The organism is Bacillus sp. CR71 (assembly GCF_003429245.1).
Lineage (GTDB): Bacteria > Bacillota > Bacilli > Bacillales > Bacillaceae_G > Bacillus_A > Bacillus_A thuringiensis_S.
Window position 1 is genome coordinate 5,074,887 of record NZ_CP031748.1, and the last position, 23,032, is coordinate 5,097,918.

Consider the following 23,032-nt stretch of genomic DNA (forward strand, 5'->3'; position numbering starts at 1 on the left):
ACACATGTGGAACGAGTTTAAAAAGTTCGCTTTCAAAGGGAATGTCGTTGATTTAGCTGTCGGGGTTGTAATCGGTGCTGCATTCGGTAAAATCGTTAGTTCTTTAGTAAAAGACATTATTACACCATTACTTGGTATGGTATTAGGTGGCGTTAACTTTACAGATTTGCACTTTGGATACGGTAAATCAGCTGTTATGTATGGTAACTTCATCCAAACAATTTTTGATTTCTTAATTATCGCAGCTTCTATCTTTATGTTTATTAAAGTTTTCAACAAACTAACATCTAAAAAAGAAGACGAAAAAGAGGAAGAAATTCCAGAACCAACAAAAGAAGAAGTTCTTCTTGGCGAAATTCGCGACTTATTAAAACAACAAAATTCTTCTAAAGATAGAGCATAATTGAACGGATAAAAAGGCATGTCCCTCGGGACATGCCTTTTCTATATGCTATAACGTTTCCGAATTCATATGAATAAATAAAATAATACCAGCAACCATAAGTACCATAATGCTACCTGCAAATAGTGTAATACCAATAAACATTAAACTTTTGCTCATATCTACTGATACACTTTCAATAAAAATAGAAATTACATACGTGATAAGGGCAATTCCTGCAAGAATACTTCCTGGAACAAATCGCTTTAAACCATTTTGTTTTAACGTCATATATGCAAAAATAGCAGTCATACAAAGCGTAATTATCCAAAGAACGATCATCTCTTTTCCCCCCTCACAAGCCTTTTCTTTCTATTATACATGACATTGCCCTATAATAGTTATTTTTACACTTATGTGACATATAACAAGGAATCATATAATCTATAGAGAACTCTTCCAGGTAAGCTATATACTAGGGAGGATTTCAATTGGAAGATGATATTGTAGGATATTTTAAACAAGTAGAGCGATTTGATTATATTACAATCGACTTAGACAAAATTTTTTTTACATGGAAGTTGTACAAATAGAAACAAATGTAACTTTGCTAAAAATATCACTTAACTTAAAAAAAAGATAAAACGATTGTAGATGGAAAAGCAAAGCACTATGATTCTTCTAGGCTAGAGCATTTAATACAAAATTTTAAACGTACTGCACAAACATGCCTTGAACATAATTTACGAAGCGCTGAAGAACTTTTTGCATTTTGGAAAAGAAATTGACCACTAGAAAAATATGGATATCCCTCATATAAATTGATATAATTACCATATACAAATATTCTTTGTAAGGGAGTGTTCATAATGATTTGGATTTCACTAATCGTATTAGCTTATTTCATCATTCTCGTCCCAATACAGTACAACTACATTAAAATACTCAAAGAAAAACAGAAAAAAATGAGTGTCTCACAAAACGAACTATATGACAACATGTCTTATGAAGAATCCCAAGTGCATTACCATTATCAAAGTAACGTATTTACAATACCTGCTTCGCTTGTCGCAAGTATTATTTATAAGGTGAAACATGCAGCATAATATGTACGCTGTAAAATTATTGTTTGAGTCTGTTCATTCTGGTGAGCCTCATCCTATGAAAATGGATGAGCATTATGAAGAGAATCACGATACACTTTTTGAAGAAAGTATTATTCTTGTTAAAGCAAACAGTTTAGAAGAAGCTCATGAACTAGGTGAAAAGATAGCTATACAATCGGAGCACACATACGATAATATGTATGATGAGCAAATCACATGGACGTTCCGAAAAGTGTTACATGTGTTTGAATTAGACGATACGCCATTTGAAACTGGAAAAGAATTGTACGCAAGATTTTTACACGTTAAGAAAAATGAAACTGTAGATACAGTAATTGAAAAATATTATCCTGAATATGAATAAAAGCTCACAGCAATCGCTGTGAGCTTTTTTATACTTATTTCGTTGAATCTCTAAATTGGATACGGTGAGGTAAGATAACAGTGTGATCTTCCACTTTTTCTTTGTTCATATACTTTGTTAATAGACGCATTGCTACTGCACCGATATCATACATCGGTTGTACAACTGTTGAAAGCTGCGGACGAACCATTAATGCAAGGCGTGTATTATCGAAACCAAGTACTTCTACGTCAGTTGGTACGTTTAATCCAGCATCTTGTGCTGCATGGATTACACCTAGTGCCATTTCATCAGAAGACACGAAGATTGCTGTTGGCTTTTCATCATTGCTCCAAAGCTTTTCGAATGCTTCGATACCTGAGTCATATGTGTAATCTCCATCGATTACAAGATTTTCATCATATGAAATACCTTCTTCTTCTAAAGCTTTTTTATAACCTTGTAACTTCTTCGCGCTTCCCGCTTTATCAATGAATGGACCAGAGACGAAACCGATACGCTTATGTCCTTGCTCGATAAAGTGCTTCATTGCATCGTAAGCTGCTTGTGTATAATCAATATTTACTGATGGCGTTTCATTTTGCTCATCAAATGACGCTGCTAATACAATTGGTACTGGAGATTTTTTAAATTCTTCAATGTGAATGTCTGTAATATCTTCACCCATGAAAACAATTCCGTCCACTTGTTTTCCAAGCATCGTATTTAATAGATGGAACTCTTTCTCTTTGTTTTGATCAGAGTTACTTAAAATGATGTTATATTTGTACATTGTTGCGATATCTTCAATTCCACGTGCAAGTTCTGCATAAAACGTATTTGAGATATCAGGAATAATAACACCTACCGTAGTTGTCTTCTTACTTGCTAGTCCACGTGCTACCGCATTTGGACGGTATCCTAAACGATCAATTGCTTCTAATACTTTCTTTCTTGTTGTAGGCTTTACATTTGGGTTACCGTTCACAACGCGTGATACGGTAGCCATTGAAACGTTCGCTTCGCGCGCTACATCATAGATTGTTACGTTCATCTCATCGCACACTCCTTCTATTTTTGTTATCTATTTTTATGTATCGGTTACTTGAATGAAAAAAAGACATCAACTCTATTTGCAGATGCCACCAATCGTCCCGAGTTCTTCCTTTTACTAATGATACGATATAAACGCAGGCTCATACAATATTTTCCCGCAAAAGTTTCGAAAAAATTCGCTTCTTTTCTCGTATTTTCGTATTTTTTATGAAAAAAGGGCATTTTTTGTAAAAAAATAGATATTTCCTAAGTAGAAATCTTATTTTAAGCAGTACGATAGTAAATGAAATTTATATCGGCGATTTTTCGAATATATGAACCGTAACTCGAAATATATCGGCGATTTCCCAAATATATCGACCACAACTCTAATTATATCAGCGATTTTTTTAATATACCAACTTCCCAACAAAAATCGACAATGACAGTCGCTATACAGCTGTCCCAAAATGCCTTTTTGGAACAGCTCATTAAAAGTTTTTATAATTTACTTCCAAATGATTTTAATTCATTCATAAAATCATTGAACTGCGGGATATTCATTTGCTGCGCCGCATCTGATAAAGCTACAGCTGGATTTGGATGTACTTCAGCCATAATTGCGTTTGCACCAATTGCCATCGCTGCTTTTGCAGTTAGTAAGAGAAGGTCACGTCTCTCTGTAGAATGCGTTACATCAAAAACGACAGGTAAATGTGTCTCTTTCTTTAAAATCGGTACAGCGGAAATATCAAGCGTATTACGCGTTGCTCTTTCATTGCTTCAGCAACTTGGCGTACTTGTTCATAACTTTCCACTGCACACGGTCCCATAATAAAATGCTAATTTCCGTTACCAATTTTTTCACCATTAATTTCAACAATCGTATCTTCTGTTTTTTTCTTACAAGAAACAAGTAGTGCTTTACGATGATCCTCTTCTTGTAACTTTAAACCAACTTGAAAAATTTGTTTGAAAATATGTTATAAAGTCGAAGTTTCAAATGGACCATTATTATTCTCTGCAATTAAATCCAGTATATTACTTTCACGTACAGGATCAAAACGTTTCACACCTTATACTTCTTTTAAATTACCAACTTCTTGTACGAGACGACCTCTTTCGTTTAGTAACTCTAATATTTGTAAATTAAGTTGATCAATTTCAGAACGTAAACGACCTAATTGTTGTGATGCCATAAGAAAGCCATCTCTTTCAAATCCCTATATATTACTTTTTTAAGATAACTTATTATAGTTGATACATATACGATTGTCACACGATATACAGCAATGAATTACCATCAAAAAACCTTTTATATTTTCATTTAAAATAAAAAAAGACAGTTTACATACTGTCTTTTTTACAAGAAGGAAACAAACGGTTTATCACTATTTTTCTCTTTTATAATAACGGCCTCAATTTTACTCTCGGACTTGATCTGTAATTGTACTTTCGCATCTTTAGGCAATTTGTCTAACATACCTTGAACAGCCAATTGGGTAAGAGCCATTAATTCTGTTTTACCGTTATATTTAATAACAATATTCATATTTAATGTATCCATTTGATCTTTCTTATAAGAAACTTTTGCATTGACTGGAATAAAATCTCCATTAGAAAAACCTTTTATTTCCTTAGCAAAGTTATTTATTTTTGTATTATCTTCTCCATGTGCTTGTGTAAATTCATCAGAAGGATATGAATACGACTTTTCATCAATTGTACTCCAATTTCCAAGGTTCATATCATTCTTTTGAACAGTAGCACTAGCAATATACGTACCATTTTTTAAAGAACTTGTACTTTCTTGCTTAAAGATAGCAAACGTAATTGGAGATTTGTTATATTTATCATTTTTGTTAATAGCTTCAATAAGTTGTTTAGCAACTTCAGACCCTTTAGACATAGCTTCTTCATTCGATACACTTGAAGACATAGCTAAGCCAATCATAACACCAGATAAACTTAATTCATTTGAATTCTGTTTTCCAAAATAGTCTTGTTCTATAATATTCGTCAAAACTGGCGCTTCTACTTTCGCAACTAGTTCATCAACTAGTTTCTCTGGAATATACTGATTTAATTGCAGTACGTGACTCTCTGTATCAAATTGCTGCGTTGCAATATTTATTAAACCATTTTCATACTCTGCTAAATCTAATTTAGAATTTGTTTTTATATTAGCTGTATTAATAACCTTTTGTTCTTTTAAAGGAATAACAGTTCTATAATAATCTTTAGAAACAGCAGTTCTCGGAATCATACTTTTTTCTTTTGTATCTTTTTGTATAACTTCATCCTTCTTACTAATCGTATTACTATTGTTACTACAAGCTCCCAGTAATAAACTTACGACTGCGAAGGATAATGCCATTTTCTTCATTACTTAAAACCTACTTTCAACAATCTAGTTATTTAGTTTGAACTATTAATAGTGTACCACTAAATATATTTCAACAAAAACAAAAAAAAAGAAGCAAGCACCTTTAGCTTGCTTCTTTTTACTTTATATTCTCTTCTAAAGCATCTTTTTTAATATTCCAATGAGATGTATTCCATACTACCATCCCATCTTTTATGTATAACACTTGCGGGGATTCATGTCTAATACTGTATTGTTCTGCAACACGATTTGACACATCTCTTGCATCTTGTACGTATAAGTAATACGCTGGCACTTCTCTTTCTTCACTGCAATACGCTTGAAATTCTGTGTATGCACCGTGACTAATCGGGCATGTCGTACTATGTTTAAAAAGAACATACGGCTCATTCTTTTCTACTAAGACTTCAAGCTCTTCAATTGTTTCAAGCTTTGTCATATTCATCACGATTCACCTCTCATACGAAATCTAGAGCGCTTCTCTTTCTTTTCAGCGTTTTTCTCAATTCTTTCTAATTTACGCTCTTCTTTTTCAACCTTCTTCTCTTGTCTCGACGCACGGTAATGATTGTATACTTCAATCGCCGCACTGCTCCACTGTACAACTTGCGCTACTTTATCAGCGTTATTTTCAATTTCGTCCGTTACAGAGTCTGATACATTACGAAGCTTCGTATTTAAGGATTGGATTGTCGTTCCAATCCCATCTACACCCGCTACCACTTTATTTAATGACTGTGACTTCTGTTGAATATCATCAGCTAACGCATTCGTTTTATGTAATAATTGCTCTGTCTCTACGCTAATTCCTTGCATTTGTTTTTCTAAACCTTCTAACGTGCTTGCAACGTTTTCTAACGTCTTCTGAACCGATAACAACGTTCTGCATACATACACTACTAATACTGCGAAAGCAACCGCGATAATAGCCGCACTTACATATAAAAGAACTTGCATTTCATCACTTCCTTTATCTTTTTCATACTTTCCCCTATTATACAATCATTTTCCGTTTCATTCTAATCCCTATCTCATCATTAGAATTTTCATACTTATTCGTTAACTGTAACATAAATCATTCAACAAATTCCACTAAGTAGGTTACAATAGGAGAGGATACATAATTAGTAGGGAGGCTTTACATATGAAAGATCCACGTATTGAAAAGTTAGCATACAATTTAATTAACTACTCTATCCGCTTACAAAAAGGTGAAAAAGTATTAATTGAAAACTTTGGCTTACAAAAAGAACTTGTAACTGCACTTGTAAAAGAAGCATATGCAGCTGGTGGTTTCCCATTCGTCTCTTTAAAAGATCATCAAGTAGATCGCTCTTTATTAATGGGTGCTACTGAAGAACATTTCGAACAAATCGCTGCATATGAAGCAAGCGTAATGAAAGACATGGACGCTTATATCGGTCTTCGCTCTGGCGATAATATTAATGAACAGGCTGACGTTCCAAGTGAGCGCATGAAAGTTCATGGCCAAACAGTTGGGAAAAAAGTTCATAGAGATATTCGCGTTCCAAAAACACGTTGGGTTGTTCTTCGCTACCCAAATGCTTCTATGGCACAGCTTGCTAAAATGAGCACAGAAGCTTTCGAAGACTTCTACTTCGAAGTTTGTAACTTAGACTACGGTAAAATGGATAAGGCGATGGATAGCCTTGTTACATTAATGAATAAAACAGATAAAGTTCGTTTAACTGGTCCTGGAACTGACTTAACATTCTCTATTAAAGACATTCCAGCAATTAAATGCTCAGGTCATTTAAACATTCCAGATGGTGAAGTATACTCTGCACCAGTTCGTGACTCTGTTAACGGTACAGTTTCTTACAACACACCATCTCCTTACAACGGTTATACATTTGAAAATGTACAACTTAAGTTCGAGAACGGTCAAATCGTTGAAGCAACTGCAAACGATTCAGAACGCATTAACAAAATCTTTGATACAGACGAAGGCGCACGCTACGTTGGTGAATTCGCAATCGGCGTAAACCCATACATCTTACATCCAATGGGAGACATCCTATTCGATGAAAAAATCGATGGCAGCTTCCACTTCACTCCTGGACAAGCTTACGACGATGCATGGAACGGCAACAACTCGAACATCCACTGGGATTTAGTATGCATCCAACGCCCTGAATACGGCGGCGGCGAAATTTACTTTGACGACGTACTAATCCGTAAAGACGGACGCTTCGTTGTACCTGAATTAGAAGCTTTAAACCCAGAGAACTTAAAATAATAAAAACGCTCGGAATTTTCTCCGAGCGTTTTTTTATTTCTTCCCTACCATTTCTATTTTCACATGTGGATTTTCTTTCTCGATAAGCGCCAAAAATTCATTCATATCTTGCGGCATCGCAACCATATGTACTTTATATGCATTCGTCGTAATTTCAAGATACTTTCCAACTTGACGAACAACTCTTATATCTTTTAATACAACATCATCATTTAGAATACCGTACTTTAATACGCCATTTTCTACTTTATGTTTTTTAATAAATACTTCCCAAACGAGTGGTACATTTACAATGAAGCATAAACCCATCCCAATCAACGCTGACATCCAATGCGCTTTATTAGTGAAAAGCATGACAATTGGATATATACACATAAAAGCTAACGTAAGACAAACAAAAATGACTACTGACTTACTTCTTTGAATTGGAAAGTTCATACCTACACCCCCTAATCCAAATTATACCACTATTTCCATTTTAGTTCATAGAAAAAGGCCATTTCTAAATGACCTTTTTCACAATGTACCTATAAAATTTCTTATCTACCTGTAACACTGGAAAATTTTTCGGCAACTGATCTATACTCACACTTTGAAAACCATTCTTTTCATAAAAACGATGTGCCGCTAAAAATTTTATTGTTGTTCCTAAGTAAATATCTTTCAATTTTTTATCCTCAGCCCATGAAATTGCTGTTTGAAGCAACATATGTGATGCGCCCCATTCTTTTCCGCGAAACTCTTTTTGTACGAACATTTTTCTTAGCGCTACTTGATGATTCTCAATATCTAATAAAGCTACTGTTCCAACTACTTTACCATCATGAATTGCTACCCAAAAGTTTCCGTGATCCTTTTGATAGAATGTTTCTATTTCAAGTAAATCAGATTGCTCTTCTTTCGTAATGGGAACATTATACTCTTTTTGCTGAATATGAACGATAAGATCTACTACTTCCTCTTGAAACGTACTTTCATACGGAACAATACGAATTTTCTCGTTCATCGAATTTCTTTCCACTCTGAAGCTAATAAACTATATACAGCGACATCATGGAAATGATCATATAACCATTCTTCATCTCGTAAAATACCATCTAACTTAAACCCTAAACGCTCTGGAATAGCGCGACTTTTCACATTTTCAACACCGCATCGGATTTCCATTTTATTTAATTTTAAATTCTCAAATGCATATTGAAGCACAGCCTTCACGCTACGCGTCATAACGCCTTTTCCTCCAGTATCTTCTGCAAGGTAATACCCAAGACTCGCGGCTTTCTTCCCCCAGCTCACTGGATGAATACCTACCATCCCAACGAGCTTTCCTTTGTAACGTATACCACTTTCAAAACCGTCTCCCTCTGCAAATTTCTTTAACCACATCGGAAAAATCTCATCATAAGCATCAGCAGATTTTGTCCCATCTACCCAAGGAAGCCATTTTCGTAAATGATTACGGTTTTGGTCTATTAATTGATATAATTCTTCTTTATGATGTTTTTCTAGTAATTGTAGTTCGATTTCGTCATCTACTCGAAGTGTGAACATGTTTTTTAGTCCCCTTTTTATTTTTCTTATTATTCTAACATTTTTAGATGTAAAAAGTTAAATATTAACACTTTCTTTTGATTTTCTTTGTATAAAACCAGAAGAATACAATATTCCCGTAATAACTAATATCATTCCTACAGATTGTGCAGATGTTATATTGACTCCTTCAATAAAAGAAATAAGTATTGTAACAACAGGCACTAGATTAAAAAATAAAGATGTCCTTGCTGCCCCAATTTGAGCAATTCCATTATTCCACCATAAGTAACCAAGCACACTCATTCCAATTGCCATAAAGAGAATCGCTCCCCATGCCAACCAAGGAATTTCTAAAACTGGTACTATACTTTTTTGTGTAGAAGATATGATAATAAAGGCAAGTGCACCAATAGTCATCGTATATGTCGTCGTTTGTATTGGATTACCAGTTTTAATAAACCTTCTGCCTAGCACGCCGTATAACGCCCAGCAAATATTCCCTAATAAAATATAAAAATCCCCTTTTGAAAATGATAAATGTTGTAGTATTGTAAACGAACCTTGTGTAAGTACAAAAACAACGCCAATTAGTGCAAGTAACATTCCAATTGCTTGGCGCTTCACAATTTTCTCTCGTAAAATGACACTTGCTAACAGCGTCGTAACGAGAGGATTTGTCGCCATAATAAGTGCACCATTAACAGCTTCTGTATATTTCATTCCTAAAAAGAAAAAGAAGTTAAAGCCGAATACACCAACAATACCTAGCAAAAGATAATAGGTCCTATTCTGCATCCATACTTCCAAATCAAAATCTTTTCGTATTTTTAACAAACATAACATCACAAATGCAGCAATCCCAAAACGCCATGCTGCTATATGAATTGCTTCGAAATACTGCACCGCATATTTCGAAGCATTAAATGTCCCACCAGTAAATATCGCAAAACCTAATAACTGCGTATATACTTTATTTTTCATTGCCGGCCTCCAAGTCTTTTTCTTCTAGAAAACCGTAATAAATTTCTAACTTCTCCTCCGTTAGCTGAACAACTTTTTGCAATTGTTCCTGCTGTTCTTTTAATCGCTCCAAGTGAGTTGTTAAAATGGAAATTCTCTTTTTTACTTTCGCTGGTACTTCCTCTTTCTTCTGCCTAATTTCCTCTATAATGCACCCATCACTTGCAAACTCAGCTATCTCTTCTAATGACATCCCAGTTTGTTTTAATGAATATAAAAATTTTAATAAACGTACATCGCCTTCTGTATATTGACGAATACCGCTATTTCGCGTTGGTGGTGGTAATAAACCTAATTTCTCATAGTAGCGCAAAGTGTGAATGCTCATCCCTGTTAATTCTGCTACTTCGCCGATTTTATACATGTTCTCTCCCCCTTGTTTTTACATTTTCATCTTACAACCTAGAGTTAGCTCTAGGTCAATACATAAATAAAGTGAAACTTTAATCAGTGGGGGTCTTATTGCACGTTAATGCGGGATAAAAGTTGAACACAACAAAAAAAGACGCACAGCCACAGCTATGCGTCTTTTCTATTATTTCTCTGCAACTTGAACTTCTTTTACGTAAGCTGCTTCGAATTTTTGGATGTCACCTGCGCCCATGAAAATTAGAACGCCGTTTTTATGTTTCTTTAATACATCCGTTGTTGTATCTGTAATTAGTTCTGCACCATCAATACGCTTTTGCAGATCTTCAATTGTTAATTCACCTTTGTTTTCGCGTGCTGATCCGAAAATATCACATAAGTATACTTGATCAGCTTTGCTTAAGCTTTCAGCGAACTCATCTAAGAACTTTTCTGTACGTGAGAATGTATGCGGCTGGAATACAGCGACAACTTCACGCTCTGGATGTTTTTGACGAGCTGCTTCAATCGTTGCATTAATTTCTGTCGGATGGTGTGCGTAGTCATCGATAATAACTTGCTCTCCCATCGGCTTTTCATTAAAGCGACGTTTTACGCCTTCAAAAGTTGTTAATTGATGTTTTACTGCTTCTACATCAACGTTTTCATAATGGCAAAGTGCGATTACTGCTAACGCATTTAATACGCTGTGATTGCCGTATCCTGTAATTTTGAACGTGTCATAGTACGTATTACGAACGAATACATCGAATATCGTGCCATCTGTTCTCTTTTGGATGTTACGTGCTTGGAAATCATTATCTTCTCCAAATCCATAGAAAATAACAGGTACTTTCGCTTGAATTTTTTGAAGTTCTTCATCATCTCCACATGCAATAATGCCTTTTTTCACTTGCAATGCCATCTCTTGGAATGCACTGAATACATCATTGATGTCTGCAAAATAATCTGGATGATCAAAATCAATATTCGTCATAATTGCATAGTCTGGATTGTAAGACAAGAAATGACGACGATACTCACAAGCTTCAAATACAAAATACTTACTATTTTCTACCCCATGCCCTGTTCCATCTCCAATAAGGTAAGATGTAGGATGTGCACCTTGCATTACATGGGCTAACAAACCTGTTGTTGATGTCTTTCCGTGTGCACCAGTTACAGCAACACTTGTGTATTGGCTCATAAGGTCACCTAAGAAGTGATGGTAACGATGTACTGGGATGTTTAATTCTTTTGCTGCTACGATTTCTTCATGCGTATCAGGAAATGCATTTCCTGCAATAATCACTTGTCCTTCTTCTACATTATTCTTATCAAAAGGAAGGATCGAGATACTACGCTTTTCTAACGCTGTTTGTGTAAAGAAACGCTTTTCATAATCAGACCCTTGAACAGTATGCTTCATATCATGAAGAATTTGCGCTAATGAACTCATTCCTGTTCCTTTAATTCCTACAAAATGGTAAACTGTCATCTTAAAGAACCTCCAACATTTCGAACTAATACAACGGCCTATCTATAAGACAGTATATGAATCTTTTCTTATTTTGGTAATCATCATACATTTTTGATGTAGTGAGGTTATTCTTTCCCTTCACTTATCAGGATAAACTCGTACGTACTTCTTTATATGTCCATAACAAGTCCATTATAGCAAAAAAGAAGCCGCTATACTATGATAACAGAAAAACTGATAGGGTCAATCACCTATCAGTTTTTCTCTCTTTTACATATCTTCTCTTTTTTCTAATTGAACACGCTCTAAACGTGGGTTTGGACGATATTTACGACCAGCTTTTGCTTCTGGTTTCCCATTTAATTCTACATTATCACCAGTAAAGCCAATATTCATTTTTAACAAGCTACTCCCTACCCCATATATGTCAACAGGTACCTTTTGAGCTTCAAATTCACGAATACGCTTTTCATCAAATCCACCAGTTACAACGATGTCTACATGCTGGAATCCTTCTTCATCAAGCGCCTTGCGAAGTGCAAATACAAGAGATGGATTTACACCACGTGGATCAAATGTTCCAAGTACTTCTGGGTGGCGAATAAAGTATTGATCAATCATTGTGCGAGACGTATCTACACGCACACCTTTTAATGTTGATCCAAATTCACGCGCTACACGAAGTGCATCTGTAATAACATCATTATTGTAATCAATTAGTACAACTAATTCATCTTCTGGAAATTTCTTATGATATGCTTTTGCCGCTTCTACAACATCACCATTAAACATTTGAATTAATGCGTGAGGCATTGTTCCCATACCACTTCTGCCCCACCATTCATTCATTGCATGCGTCGCTTGTGCGCTCATACCTCCGATGTATGCTGCATAACCGTCACCAGCTTGTTGTGTATAATGATCGTCACGATCTCCCATGAAAATAACTGGTTTTTCTTTATCTACACTACGCGCAGCTTGGACAACATTATATACGTTTGTTGCAACCGATGTACGACGAGCTAAAATCCCATCAATAACACCTTCTAAAAATCCGAAATTCTCATAAGGACCATGAATTGTTAACACTGTTTCAAATGGACTAATTTTATCGCCATCTTTTAAAGAGTTAATTTCAAGTTCCTCAGGATTTTTAGCGAATGTTTGTAGCAATGCAATTACTTCATCTGTTCCGCAAAGAACTGCATTTTCTTTTTGGAAAAATTGCATCGTTACAACACTTTTCGGGCGAAATTCTTCAATAATTTCTCTAGTTTTTAAAAAGTAAACCGCGGAGAACCAACCTTCTCCAACTCGTTCGTCAAATTTAAATGTTTTATTTGTTAGTCGATTTATTTCACCTTTTAATTTTAATTCAATTTCTTTCATGTCGCTTTACTCCCTACTTTACTATCCAACATTTTCTATTAGTATACAGCAAAACCGTGGACTATACATTCGTTTCCTGCATAGCAGCGAATTCATCCTCAGAAATAAGGACATCTCTTGGCTTCGTCCCTCTTGCTTCAGAAATAATTCCTTGCGATTGCATCTCCTCAATGAGACGTGCCGCGCGATTATAACCGATGCGGAATTTTCGCTGTACAGAAGATGTGGACGCTCCCCCTTGTTCTACAACAAATTGACATGCTTCAAAGAACAATTCGTCTTCCGACTCAGCCTGTTCTGTTTTCGCTAATAAATCCTCTTGCTTAAATAAGTAATTCGGCTTCATTTGCTTTCTCACATGATCAACTGTCTTTTCAATCTCATCATCCGATACATATACACCTTGTACACGAACTGGCTTAGATGTACCGTTCCCTAAAAATAACATATCACCACGGCCAAGTAATTTCTCCGCGCCTCCAATATCAATAATCGTACGCGAATCAACTTGAGATGATACAGTAAACGCAATACGCGTTGGAATGTTTGACTTAATTAAACCTGTAATAACATCTACAGATGGACGCTGCGTCGCTACTAATAAATGAATACCACAAGCACGTGCTTTTTGCGCAATACGACAAATCGCTTCCTCAACATCACCAGGTGCTACCATCATTAAGTCGGCTAACTCGTCAATGACAATAACGATATAAGGTAATGTTTCTCCTGGAATTTCTCGCTCACTTACAATCGTATTGTAACGAGTTAAATCACGAGCACCAGCGTGCGCAAACAATTCATAACGGCGTTCCATCTCTTCGACTGCCCACTTTAAAGCCGCTGTCGCTGCTTTTACATCCGTAATAACAGGTGCTACAAGATGTGGAACAGAATTGTATGGTGCAAGCTCAACCATCTTCGGATCAATTAACATTAACTTCACTTCATGCGGTTTCGCTTTATATAAAATACTCGTTAAAATCGCGTTAATACACACACTTTTACCTGAACCCGTTGCACCCGCAATAAGTCCGTGCGGCATTTTTCGAATATCTGTTACAATTGGATCACCTGAAATATCAAGTCCAAGCGCAACAGTAAGCGGTGATTCACTCTTTGTGAATACAGGACTTCTTAAAATTTCACGAAGAAATACTGGCTTACTTTCTTTATTTGGAACCTCAATTCCAATCGCACTCTTCCCTGGAATCGGCGCTTCAATACGAATATCTTTCGCAGCTAAACTTAACTTAATATCATCACTTAAATTGGTAATTTTATTTACTTTCACGCCTGGGTCTGGTTGCACTTCAAAACGAGTTACTGCTGGCCCTTGCGATACATTAATAACATGTGCTCCAACATGAAAATTATTAAACGTTGTATCTAATAATTCTTTTTGCTCATCTAACCATTCTGTATTATCTAGCGCTGATTGCTGCGGAATCGACAACAGCGCTAATGGCGGAACAGTGTATGTCGGTGGTGTGTGCAATACATTTCGCATATCGTTCTCTCTTTGATTTACAACATATGCTTTCTCTTGTACTTCCGTACTTGAAATTGGCTTTTGTACTTGCTCTTCCACTACTTGCTGCACTGGGCGTTCTTCCATTTGTGGCTCTGCTACTACTTGCTGCACTGATTGTTCTTCCACTTGTGATTCTACTACCACCTGCTGCATTGGTTGTTCTTCCACTTGTGATTCTACTACCACCTGCTGCATTGGTTGTTCTTCCACTTGTGGTTCTGCTACCACCTGCTGCATTGGTTGTTCTTCCACTTGTGGTTCTGCTACTACTTGTTGCACTGGTCTATTCTCTACTCGTACATTAACAGAATGCTGCATTGCATTTGCCCTAGCTGCATGTCTTTCCATTAATCGTGTTCTATCTTGTTTCAACATAACAACATTAAATGGTACATGACGCTTTTTCTCACGTTTTGGTTCTTCTTTTTTTACAACTGGTTGTTCTTCTGCGACCGGCGCTTCTTCTACAACTCGTTGTTCTTCTGCGACTGGTGTTTCTTCTACAACTCGTTGTTCTTCTGCGACTGGCGCTTCTTCTACAACTCGTTTATTTTCTTCTGTTTCTGCAAGTAAAACATTCGCAAAGCTTTGAACGTCGTTCTTTGTCTGTTCATCAGCCTCAGCTACATGTATGAATTCACTCTTTTGTTCAATCGCTTCATCTTCTTGCTGAATTTCCTCAAGTGCTACAAATGTCTCTACTACAGGCGCTTTTATTTCTGCAATTACTTCTACTTCTTCTGACTCTTCCGTTTCCGCAATTACTTCCACTTCTTCTTGTGCTTCTGTTTCTGCAATTACTTCTACTTCTTCTAGCTCTTCTGTTTCCGCAATTACTTCCACTTCTTCTGGCTCTTCTGTTTCTGCAATTACTTCTACTTCTTCTAGCTCTTCTGTTTCCGCAATTACTTCCACTTCTTCTGGCTCTGCTGTTTCTGCAATTACTTCCACTTCTTCTGACTCTTCTGCTTCTGCGATTACTTCCACTTCTTCTGGCTCTTCTGTTTCTGTAATTACTTCCACTTCTTCTGACTCTTCTGCTTCTGCGATTACTTCTACTTCTTCTGACTCTTCTGCTTCTGCAATTACTTCCACTTCTTCTGATTCTGCAATCACTTCTACTTCTTCTAGCTCTTCTGTTTCTGTAATTACTTCTACTTCTTCTAGCTCTTCTGTTTCTGTAATTACTTCCACTTCTTCTGGCTCTTCTGTTTCTGTAATTACTTCCACTTCTTCTGGCTCTTCTGGTATTTCCACAATGATTGTTTCTGCAAGTTTTTCTTCTGCTTTGACAATCACTGATTCTTCTGGAGCTTGCTTTTCCACTTCAATAGTAGGTTGTTTTATTTCTGTATTACGTTTAATTTCTTCTGATAATATTGTATCCTCGTGCTCTACTTTAGAAGCCACTAATTCTTCTTGTAGATTGTTTTCGTTTAACACCACTACTTCTTTTTCTTCTACTAAAGGCTCTTGGCGTTCGATTTCATAACCGTTTTTCTCTAGCCATTGATCAACAACTGATTTTTCTTGCTTTTTATCCTGTTGACCAACCGATTCATGACTAGGCGAAGAAGACGTTGCTTGCCCTTCTGAGAAATCTGATAATGTATATCCTTTTTTCTCTAACCATGCATCAACAACTGCTTTGCCCTCTACAGATATTTCAAGATCTTCTCTTTCTTTTACTTCCTCCTGCTTTTCAACCTTTTTCTCTACTGAAGGACGATTATATCCATAAATTGGCGAAATCATTTCTGTTGGACGAAATGGTCTACGGTTACTCTCTTGCGAAGGTGCAGATGCCTTTTTAACGACAGCCTCTCGCACCGGTTCATATTGTACTTCCGGTTCTTCATATGTAGAAACTACCTTTTCCACATACGGTCGTCTGCTTCTTTCCACCTGTATTCCTCTTTGAGCAGTCGGTTCTTCATATGTTACTCCTTGAACAGGTTGTTCTTCGAAGTGATCTACTTCTCTTTCATCCTCTTCATCGAACCCATTATCCGGTACTAAAGGAAAACGGCATTTACCTGCATTCCTACTTGCCATTTGTGCTTCTCTTGCTTCAGTGTAGTGGTTTACACGAGGAATTTTCGGCTGACTTTCAATTTGCTTTTGTACTTCTTTATTCAACGCTGTTTGTTCTTCCTCTTTGTTAAACAACTTTTTCATCCAATCTAACATGCTTACCACTCTTTCTACTAAATAGTAACATCCTTTATTGTATCAGCATTCGGCAAAAAGTGCAGGTAAAATTAAGCATGTCATATTTATCCACAATATTCTAATTTACGAGTGTTTCATATGGAAAAACGCAGCCTTTCATGTAAGACTGCGCTTAAGCTTTACGCTTCCGATATGCATCTATACTATCCGTTACACTTTGCAATAAAGAATTTACATACTGCGGGTCAGATAATTTTTTATCTTCTTCAAGATTTGACATAAACCCAAGTTCTAATAGTACACCAGGTACTTTGGACCAATTAAATCCAGAAAGATCATCCCTGAATTTAATTCCATTTACTTTCACTTGCTGGTTCTCCCTCATTTTATTTACAATCATTTGAGAGATTTGAAGGATTTCCGCATAAATCTCTTTCGTATGCGGACTGTCTTCTGCTGGCGTCAATACAGCAAATCCACTTTGGTTTGGATTTTCAGAACCATCTGCATGAAGACGTAAAAATAAATTTGCCTTATGATTGTTTGCGAATGTCGCCCGTTCTTTATTACTTATATCAACGTCTTGTGACGTTCTCGTCATTAATACTTGCATTCCCTTCGCTTCTAACTTTTCTTTTAATACGAAAGCCATTTCTAATACAAGTACGGCCTCTCTTTTTTTCGTCACAACACCAGTTGTACCATCTGTGACTTTATATTTTTGTGTTGTTGCCCCTGGCCCAATCGGCTCTAAATTTAAATTCGCTTTTTGTTGATGCCCTGGATCAATAACGACGAGAAACTTCTCTTGTTTTTCATTACTCTCTACTTTTTGTTCATTATTTTGCATTGGTTGCTCAGTTGGCAGCACCGGTGTAGTTTCCTCTATCTTTTCTTCAGTCGGCACTTCCTCCTGCTTATGCTCCACTTGCTCATTCGTTTTAATTGCTTGCGATTCTTCGTTCTTTTCTTGTTCTTGCTGCTTTTCTACCGGTGCGTCTTCTTTGGTATCTTTTCTTTTCTCTTGTATAGAAGATGTAGTTTCTTTTTTCGGCTGCTCTTGTGAACAACCAGCCATATATATTCCAATGAATGCAATCATGCTCATTATTTTTATATACTTCATACTTCTCTCCCATCACTTTGCACCGGATTCAAAGTTTTTCTTATAATTGCCCTATAATCTCATCCATATTTCCAATATAAACAGGATGCCACGTTTCTGTACCACGCTCTGCAGTATAAACCGGATAAGCGTTATCATCTATATTTACGAAAACTGGATCACCCATATCCGTTTCATATCCAATTGCAATCCATCCTTCTTGCCACTTTCCGTTTTCTTCACTTATTAATGAATTTTTATGTTTATCATATCGGTAACCGATTTGTCCTTTTTCTAATTCACTTTCACTAAACACATATATTTCATAAGTACCTAGCTCAACATCTTGCTGTTTTGAAGTTTCAATTCGTTTTAGAAGTTCTGCGATTTTTGGTTGTTGTTTCATACGTCTATCCCCTTCTATTTTTCTAAATTTTAACTAGTTTGTTTATAAAATACAATATAGATTTTAAGAAAAAAGGTGACATTCTTATCATATTTACGATTTTTTGAGTATATCTATCACAACTCTCAATATATCAACGATTCAACAAGAAATTTCGACTTACCGATAAAGAATGACAAAAAGAAAAGAGAGGCTGTCCAAAAGGACAACCTCTCTTTTCTTATATCAATTAAAATTTAAACTCTTGTCCAACTTCAAAGCTATTTTCTAATACAAGAATACCTTTTTCTTGTGGAGCGTCTGGAAGCTCTAATTCACGTGCAGAGCAGATCATTCCAGAAGAAGGAACACCGCGAAGTTCAGCCGGTTTAATTAACATACCGCTTGGCATTACAGCGCCGATTTTCGCAACGACAACTTTTTGTCCTGCATCAACGTTTGGTGCACCACATACGATTTGTAATGTTTCTGTACCGATTTCTACTTTACAGATGTTTAGCTTATCAGCATTTGGATGTTTCTCTTTTTCAGCTACATAGCCTACAACAAATTTCGGAGAAAGATCTGCTTCTACTGTTTCTTCAAAGCCATTCTTCGCTAAAACTTCGTTGATTTTCTCTACAAGCTCTTTCGTTAATGTAAGGTTTCCTGTTTCTGTTACTTCTAAATAAGAAGATGCATTAAAGATGTTGAATCCTGCTGTTATATTGCTTTCACGATCGTATACGCGTGCAACATCTCCTTTGCGATCAAAAGTACGGTTCTCTAAAGTAATATCTTGTAAGGCAACAATTAAAGTGTCACCAATTCCTTCAAGGTTGTAAAAAACGTTCACTTCGTTCATCCTTTCTCTTTTCCATCTGTCTTCTTCCGATTTTTCGCTAAAATAAAGATTGGTTCAAATTCTCCATCTTCATATACGAATGAAAGTGATGTAATCGGAACATGCCCTTCGGCAAAAAATTTCATTGTCATTTGTGCAATAATATCATAACCGATTTCGTTGACGATATCAGCAATAATTAATACATCTTGGTGAGGAACAGCAACAACCATGTCACCAGAAATCTTTTCACGCATCGATTGTAGTAACGATTCGTTTAAAATACGAGTCGCGTCATACCCATCATTTGTGTTTAAAAAGTAGAATGTATTACCCGCTACTGTGTCTTGTTTAAATTCATAACCTAATGAGCGTGCGTTGAATAATGCCATTTCACGCACTTGCTGTTCTGTAAGTTCTAATTTTTGTAACAGACGTTCATCAATTAGTCGATACGTTTTATTCGAATCTAACGCATAGTAAATACGTGTTTCCGCCGTATGATCCGTCATAATAAACGGATTTCCTTCTTCTGCTTGTTTCGGGAAAGAAGTAGAACGAATAACAGGTAAAATTTTTGCTCCGCTATTTTCTTCTTTATGCATCGCAATTAGCGCTTCTTGTACGTAATAAGCAACTTCTTCAATTGCCTTTTCTTTGTTCACTTCCCATTTTGCTACAACTCCTGGAAGTGATACGTTAATACCTTTTTTCGAGTCTTTCTGTTCTATACGTAGAACCTCTTTCTCGCTATCATACTGAAAGTCCCACTCTGGACGAGATAATTTCTTCATTAACTCGTCTTTCATCTTTTTACTTGTCATCTTCATCTCTTTTTCCTCCCTTCCAAAAAAATAACCTCCCCCGCGAAGGTAGAGGTTGTTTTACAATTCAATTGGCAAATTGCCTTATTTTAAACCTTCAATGAACTCTTCGATTTGTTCTTGTGTTTTACGATCTTTGTTTACATAGCGACCAGTTTCTTCACCTTTATTGTACGCTACAAAGCTCGGAATGCCAAATACGTCTAATTTTACACATAGATCAATAAACTCATCACGATCTACATAGTAAAATGAGAAATCACTATATTTCTCTTCTACTTCTGGCATAAATGGGTCTACAAAACGGCAGTCTGGGCACCATTCTGCTGAGAACATAAAGACTACATTCTCTTCATTTTTTAATTGTTGGAATTGCTCCATGCTTTCTAATGACTTCATCTATATTTCCTCCTCTAACGAGTGCATTTTTCATGTTATAATCTTTCTTTTATACTACCATACATCGCGCATGGTGCAAGGTTTATGCTTGCTTTTTGTCATACTTATATTGCCCAACAAGTAACTTAACAACGTGTACAAATAATTCCGTGCGGTCGACATAATCATCTGTAAAAATACCAATCGCTCCTTCGTGACTACGAATATCTTTTCTATGTACAAACTCTTCCATCACTTCGCTTAATTCTTTACCATCTTCAAGAGGTGCTAAAAAATCGTCTGGTAACGTAATACGCGCTCCTCCGGCCACAAATACTTTCCCATCACTTGTTGCTAGCGCGCCCCAGTTACACATAAATAAACCGTGCTCCGTTTTCATCACACCGCCTTCTAGCCCAATACCAATTGGAGCTTCTCCTTCCTCTAGCGCTCGCTTCGCTCTATTAATCGCTCCTTGCATCGTCTCTTCATCTGAAAACGGCTGATTTGCTACTCCTGAAGGAACAGAGAGAGATGTAATTGTAGCATCTTTCCAAACCTTCTCCACAGCACCAACTTTCGTTTTATTCTTCGATCCAACTACTACTTTCATTTCGTTCACCTCTATAAAAATTCATCATTCTATTCTAATATCCGCATCAGATACGAATTAAGTATCAACCACTACCACATATCACCAAGTCATCTATTCAGCCTAAAAAAGAAGGTTTTTTCTAGCAACATTACCGTCTTCGAAAACAAAAACAGCCTTCCTCTCACTTCCTACTTGGAGTCTTCATACATCATTCGAACACCAATTAAGCACTGACCGCTCCCAATCATCGCTGGGTCATCTATTCAACCTAAAAAAAGAAGGGTTTTTCGCCCTTCTTCTCTACGCGTTATTCTTAATTGTCTCTAACGTCGTTTTATCTGTTGTTCTTACAAGCTTCGTAATTAATTCTTTCGCCGCTGCATAATCATCAACATGTAAAATTGAAGCATGTGTATGAATGTAGCGTGCACAAACACCAATTACTGCTGATGGGATACCAGAGTTACTTGTATGTACACGGCCCGCATCTGTACCACCTTGTGAAATAAAGTATTGGTACGGAATATTGTTTGTTTCTGCTGTATCTAAAATGAATTCGCGCATTCCTCTATGTGTTACCATCGTGCGATCGTAAATACGAAGAAGAGCACCTTTTCCTAATTGACCGAACTGCGTTTTGTCACCAGATGCATCGTTTGCTGGACTTGCATCAAGCGCATAGAAAATGTCTGGTTGAATCATATTTGCAGCTGTTTGCGCTCCGCGAAGGCCTACTTCTTCTTGTACAGTAGCACCAGAATATAATGTATTTGGTAATGTTTCATCTTTTAATTCTTTTAACAATTCGATTGCAAGACCACATCCGTAACGATTGTCCCAAGCTTTCGCCATAATTTTCTTCTCATTTGCCATCGGTGTGAATGGGCAAATCGGCACGATTTGTTGTCCTGGTTTTACACCAATTTCAATCGCATCTTCATAACTATCTGCACCTATATCAATTAACATATTTTTTATATCCATCGGTTTTGCACGTTGCGCGTCACTTAATAAATGAGGAGGAATAGAACCAACAACTCCAATAACAGGACCATTCTTCGTCATAACTTGTACACGCTGTGCTAATAAAACTTGGCTCCACCAGCCGCCTAACGTTTGAAAACGAAGCATTCCGTTTTTCGTAATTTGCGTAACCATGAAACCTACTTCATCCATATGACCTGCTACAAGAACACGCGGGCCAGTTTCGTCCCCTTTTTTCAGACCAAATACGCTACCTAAACCGTCTTGTACAATTTCATCCGCATATTTGCTTAATTCTTGTTTCATAAAACGGCGTACATCATGTTCAAAACCTGATGCCCCCTGTAATTCTGTTAACGTACGAAATAATTGTAATGTCTCTTTATTCACGAAGTCCCCTTCTTTCAAACCTTAGTAGAATACCTCTTTTATTGTAACGAAATTTTCGAAATGTTTCTAGTTTCTTCTTTTTTAACTGTATTTGCTTTATAATTATTATTGGTACACTATTTTTATTTTATAGAATTGAGGTGAATATATGAGTTGGAAAGGTTTAGTAGCAGGTCTTGGCGTTGGGTTCGCAGCTGGTTATCTCGTTGCAAACAAAGTACAAGAACAATCCCATATTTCTTCAGAAAAAGCATTGAAAATGGTGAAACAAGCATTAAGTCATAAAGGTGAAATTACTGGCTCTTGGGTACATATGGTTCCAGAGACATTTGAAAAATATGATGTCGCATATGAAGTTTATCGCGGCGGTCTTACAACAATGTTAGATGATATACAAGAACGATTTGAATTTTTAGTTGATGCTAAAACAGGTACTGTTTTAGAAGTTATAGCAGCATAAAAAGGAGGGTTCCCATTAGGTGAACCTCTTATTTTTTTGAAATTGTGGGTATTGATTAAAATTATATCAGCGATTTTCC

Annotated in this window: 25 protein-coding genes and 2 pseudogenes; 6 read left to right on the forward strand and 21 right to left on the reverse strand. The window is 36.4% G+C overall.

Annotation, left to right across the window (positions count from 1 at the left end):
• Nucleotides 1–4 precede the first annotated feature (4 nt).
• The gene (mscL, locus tag DOS87_RS25560; protein WP_000267015.1) at nucleotides 5–403 is read left to right on the forward strand and encodes a large conductance mechanosensitive channel protein MscL; all 399 of its coding nucleotides are present in this window, start codon (nucleotides 5–7) and stop codon (nucleotides 401–403) included.
• Nucleotides 404–451: 48 nt separating this feature from the next.
• Here the strand turns inward: mscL and DOS87_RS25565 are convergent, their stop codons facing one another.
• Nucleotides 452–724 carry a DUF3917 domain-containing protein gene (locus DOS87_RS25565; protein WP_000636586.1) on the reverse strand — a complete coding sequence of 91 codons (273 nt, stop codon included), beginning with the start codon at nucleotides 722–724 and terminating at the stop codon, nucleotides 452–454.
• A gap of 149 nt (nucleotides 725–873) precedes the next feature.
• On the opposite strand from DOS87_RS25565, the pseudogene DOS87_RS25570 reads away from it, so the two are divergent.
• From DOS87_RS25570 to DOS87_RS25580, 3 genes and pseudogenes are all read left to right on the forward strand, one after another.
• Nucleotides 874–1,170, forward strand: a pseudogene (locus DOS87_RS25570) (hypothetical protein).
• Between the two features lie 81 nt (nucleotides 1,171–1,251).
• On the forward strand, nucleotides 1,252–1,488 hold the full coding sequence (locus tag DOS87_RS25575) for a DUF3949 domain-containing protein (RefSeq protein ID WP_000637885.1): 237 nt from the start codon (nucleotides 1,252–1,254) through the stop codon (nucleotides 1,486–1,488).
• 1 nt (nucleotide 1,489) lies between these two features.
• Entirely contained in the window at nucleotides 1,490–1,852 is a 363-nt protein-coding gene (locus DOS87_RS25580) for a DUF4288 domain-containing protein (protein WP_043311718.1), read from the forward strand.
• A 34-nt stretch (nucleotides 1,853–1,886) separates the two neighbouring features.
• On the opposite strand, the gene ccpA is transcribed toward DOS87_RS25580, so the two are convergent.
• The 5 genes and pseudogenes from ccpA to DOS87_RS25615 all read right to left on the reverse strand — a co-directional run bounded on the left by ccpA (nucleotide 1,887) and on the right by DOS87_RS25615 (nucleotide 6,209).
• A complete protein-coding gene (gene ccpA / locus DOS87_RS25585; RefSeq protein ID WP_001103303.1) occupies nucleotides 1,887–2,885 on the reverse strand; it encodes a catabolite control protein A in 999 nt (332 codons plus the stop codon).
• 482 nt (nucleotides 2,886–3,367) lie between these two features.
• A pseudogene (gene aroA / locus DOS87_RS30660) lies at nucleotides 3,368–4,065 on the reverse strand (chorismate mutase).
• Nucleotides 4,066–4,229: 164 nt separating this feature from the next.
• Nucleotides 4,230–5,252 carry a CamS family sex pheromone protein gene (locus DOS87_RS25605; protein WP_098578059.1) on the reverse strand — a complete coding sequence of 341 codons (1,023 nt, stop codon included), beginning with the start codon at nucleotides 5,250–5,252 and terminating at the stop codon, nucleotides 4,230–4,232.
• A 118-nt stretch (nucleotides 5,253–5,370) separates the two neighbouring features.
• A complete protein-coding gene (ytxJ, locus tag DOS87_RS25610) occupies nucleotides 5,371–5,697 on the reverse strand; it encodes a bacillithiol system redox-active protein YtxJ (protein ID WP_001057469.1) in 327 nt (108 codons plus the stop codon).
• Nucleotides 5,697–6,209, reverse strand: coding sequence for a DUF948 domain-containing protein (locus DOS87_RS25615; RefSeq protein ID WP_001197721.1), 513 nt, complete (start codon nucleotides 6,207–6,209; stop codon nucleotides 5,697–5,699). Before DOS87_RS25615 ends, ytxJ begins: the two co-directional genes overlap by 1 nt.
• Nucleotides 6,210–6,396: 187 nt before the next feature.
• On the opposite strand from DOS87_RS25615, the gene DOS87_RS25620 reads away from it, so the two are divergent.
• On the forward strand, nucleotides 6,397–7,512 hold the full coding sequence (locus DOS87_RS25620; RefSeq protein ID WP_000654729.1) for an aminopeptidase: 1,116 nt from the start codon (nucleotides 6,397–6,399) through the stop codon (nucleotides 7,510–7,512).
• A gap of 33 nt (nucleotides 7,513–7,545) precedes the next feature.
• Here the strand turns inward: DOS87_RS25620 and DOS87_RS25625 are convergent, their stop codons facing one another.
• The 15 genes from DOS87_RS25625 to DOS87_RS25695 all read right to left on the reverse strand — a co-directional run bounded on the left by DOS87_RS25625 (nucleotide 7,546) and on the right by DOS87_RS25695 (nucleotide 22,493).
• Nucleotides 7,546–7,950: a PH domain-containing protein gene (locus DOS87_RS25625; RefSeq protein WP_001010622.1), complete on the reverse strand. Its 405-nt coding sequence runs from the start codon at nucleotides 7,948–7,950 to the stop codon at nucleotides 7,546–7,548.
• A gap of 64 nt (nucleotides 7,951–8,014) precedes the next feature.
• Nucleotides 8,015–8,518 (reverse strand): GNAT family N-acetyltransferase, encoded by a 504-nt coding sequence (locus tag DOS87_RS25630; protein ID WP_098425264.1) that lies wholly within the window; start codon nucleotides 8,516–8,518, stop codon nucleotides 8,015–8,017.
• On the reverse strand, nucleotides 8,515–9,063 hold the full coding sequence (locus DOS87_RS25635; RefSeq protein WP_098425263.1) for a GNAT family N-acetyltransferase: 549 nt from the start codon (nucleotides 9,061–9,063) through the stop codon (nucleotides 8,515–8,517). Before DOS87_RS25635 ends, DOS87_RS25630 begins: the two co-directional genes overlap by 4 nt.
• Nucleotides 9,064–9,120: 57 nt before the next feature.
• Nucleotides 9,121–10,026, reverse strand: a complete 906-nt coding sequence (locus DOS87_RS25640) for a DMT family transporter (RefSeq protein ID WP_000792471.1) — start codon at nucleotides 10,024–10,026, stop codon at nucleotides 9,121–9,123.
• On the reverse strand, nucleotides 10,016–10,429 hold the full coding sequence (locus tag DOS87_RS25645; RefSeq protein WP_000276608.1) for a MerR family transcriptional regulator: 414 nt from the start codon (nucleotides 10,427–10,429) through the stop codon (nucleotides 10,016–10,018). The genes DOS87_RS25640 and DOS87_RS25645 overlap by 11 nt, the downstream gene beginning before the upstream one ends.
• A gap of 171 nt (nucleotides 10,430–10,600) precedes the next feature.
• Entirely contained in the window at nucleotides 10,601–11,911 is a 1,311-nt protein-coding gene (gene murC, locus DOS87_RS25650; protein ID WP_000219469.1) for a UDP-N-acetylmuramate--L-alanine ligase, read from the reverse strand.
• Between the two features lie 252 nt (nucleotides 11,912–12,163).
• On the reverse strand, nucleotides 12,164–13,282 hold the full coding sequence (locus tag DOS87_RS25655; protein WP_000658372.1) for a nicotinate phosphoribosyltransferase: 1,119 nt from the start codon (nucleotides 13,280–13,282) through the stop codon (nucleotides 12,164–12,166).
• A 61-nt stretch (nucleotides 13,283–13,343) separates the two neighbouring features.
• Complete coding sequence (locus DOS87_RS25660; RefSeq protein WP_208730138.1) at nucleotides 13,344–17,006, reverse strand: DNA translocase FtsK; 3,663 nt, start codon at nucleotides 17,004–17,006, stop codon at nucleotides 13,344–13,346.
• A gap of 154 nt (nucleotides 17,007–17,160) precedes the next feature.
• Nucleotides 17,161–18,114 carry an N-acetylmuramoyl-L-alanine amidase gene (locus tag DOS87_RS25665; protein ID WP_142330478.1) on the reverse strand — a complete coding sequence of 318 codons (954 nt, stop codon included), beginning with the start codon at nucleotides 18,112–18,114 and terminating at the stop codon, nucleotides 17,161–17,163.
• A gap of 40 nt (nucleotides 18,115–18,154) precedes the next feature.
• Nucleotides 18,155–18,499: a hypothetical protein gene (locus DOS87_RS25670; protein WP_000813351.1), complete on the reverse strand. Its 345-nt coding sequence runs from the start codon at nucleotides 18,497–18,499 to the stop codon at nucleotides 18,155–18,157.
• Nucleotides 18,500–18,728: 229 nt separating this feature from the next.
• Nucleotides 18,729–19,343 carry a YtpR family tRNA-binding protein gene (gene ytpR / locus DOS87_RS25675; protein ID WP_208730139.1) on the reverse strand — a complete coding sequence of 205 codons (615 nt, stop codon included), beginning with the start codon at nucleotides 19,341–19,343 and terminating at the stop codon, nucleotides 18,729–18,731.
• Complete coding sequence (locus DOS87_RS25680; protein ID WP_000784606.1) at nucleotides 19,340–20,152, reverse strand: DUF1444 domain-containing protein; 813 nt, start codon at nucleotides 20,150–20,152, stop codon at nucleotides 19,340–19,342. The genes ytpR and DOS87_RS25680 overlap by 4 nt, the downstream gene beginning before the upstream one ends.
• 78 nt (nucleotides 20,153–20,230) lie before the next feature.
• Nucleotides 20,231–20,545: a thioredoxin family protein gene (locus DOS87_RS25685; RefSeq protein WP_000838193.1), complete on the reverse strand. Its 315-nt coding sequence runs from the start codon at nucleotides 20,543–20,545 to the stop codon at nucleotides 20,231–20,233.
• A gap of 82 nt (nucleotides 20,546–20,627) precedes the next feature.
• Nucleotides 20,628–21,137, reverse strand: a complete 510-nt coding sequence (locus DOS87_RS25690) for a DUF84 family protein (protein WP_000869954.1) — start codon at nucleotides 21,135–21,137, stop codon at nucleotides 20,628–20,630.
• A gap of 282 nt (nucleotides 21,138–21,419) precedes the next feature.
• Complete coding sequence (locus DOS87_RS25695) at nucleotides 21,420–22,493, reverse strand: M42 family metallopeptidase (protein ID WP_001031517.1); 1,074 nt, start codon at nucleotides 22,491–22,493, stop codon at nucleotides 21,420–21,422.
• 148 nt (nucleotides 22,494–22,641) lie between these two features.
• Between DOS87_RS25695 and DOS87_RS25700 the strand changes: the two genes are divergently transcribed.
• Nucleotides 22,642–22,953 (forward strand): PepSY domain-containing protein, encoded by a 312-nt coding sequence (locus DOS87_RS25700; protein WP_000118541.1) that lies wholly within the window; start codon nucleotides 22,642–22,644, stop codon nucleotides 22,951–22,953.
• Nucleotides 22,954–23,032 lie beyond the last annotated feature (79 nt).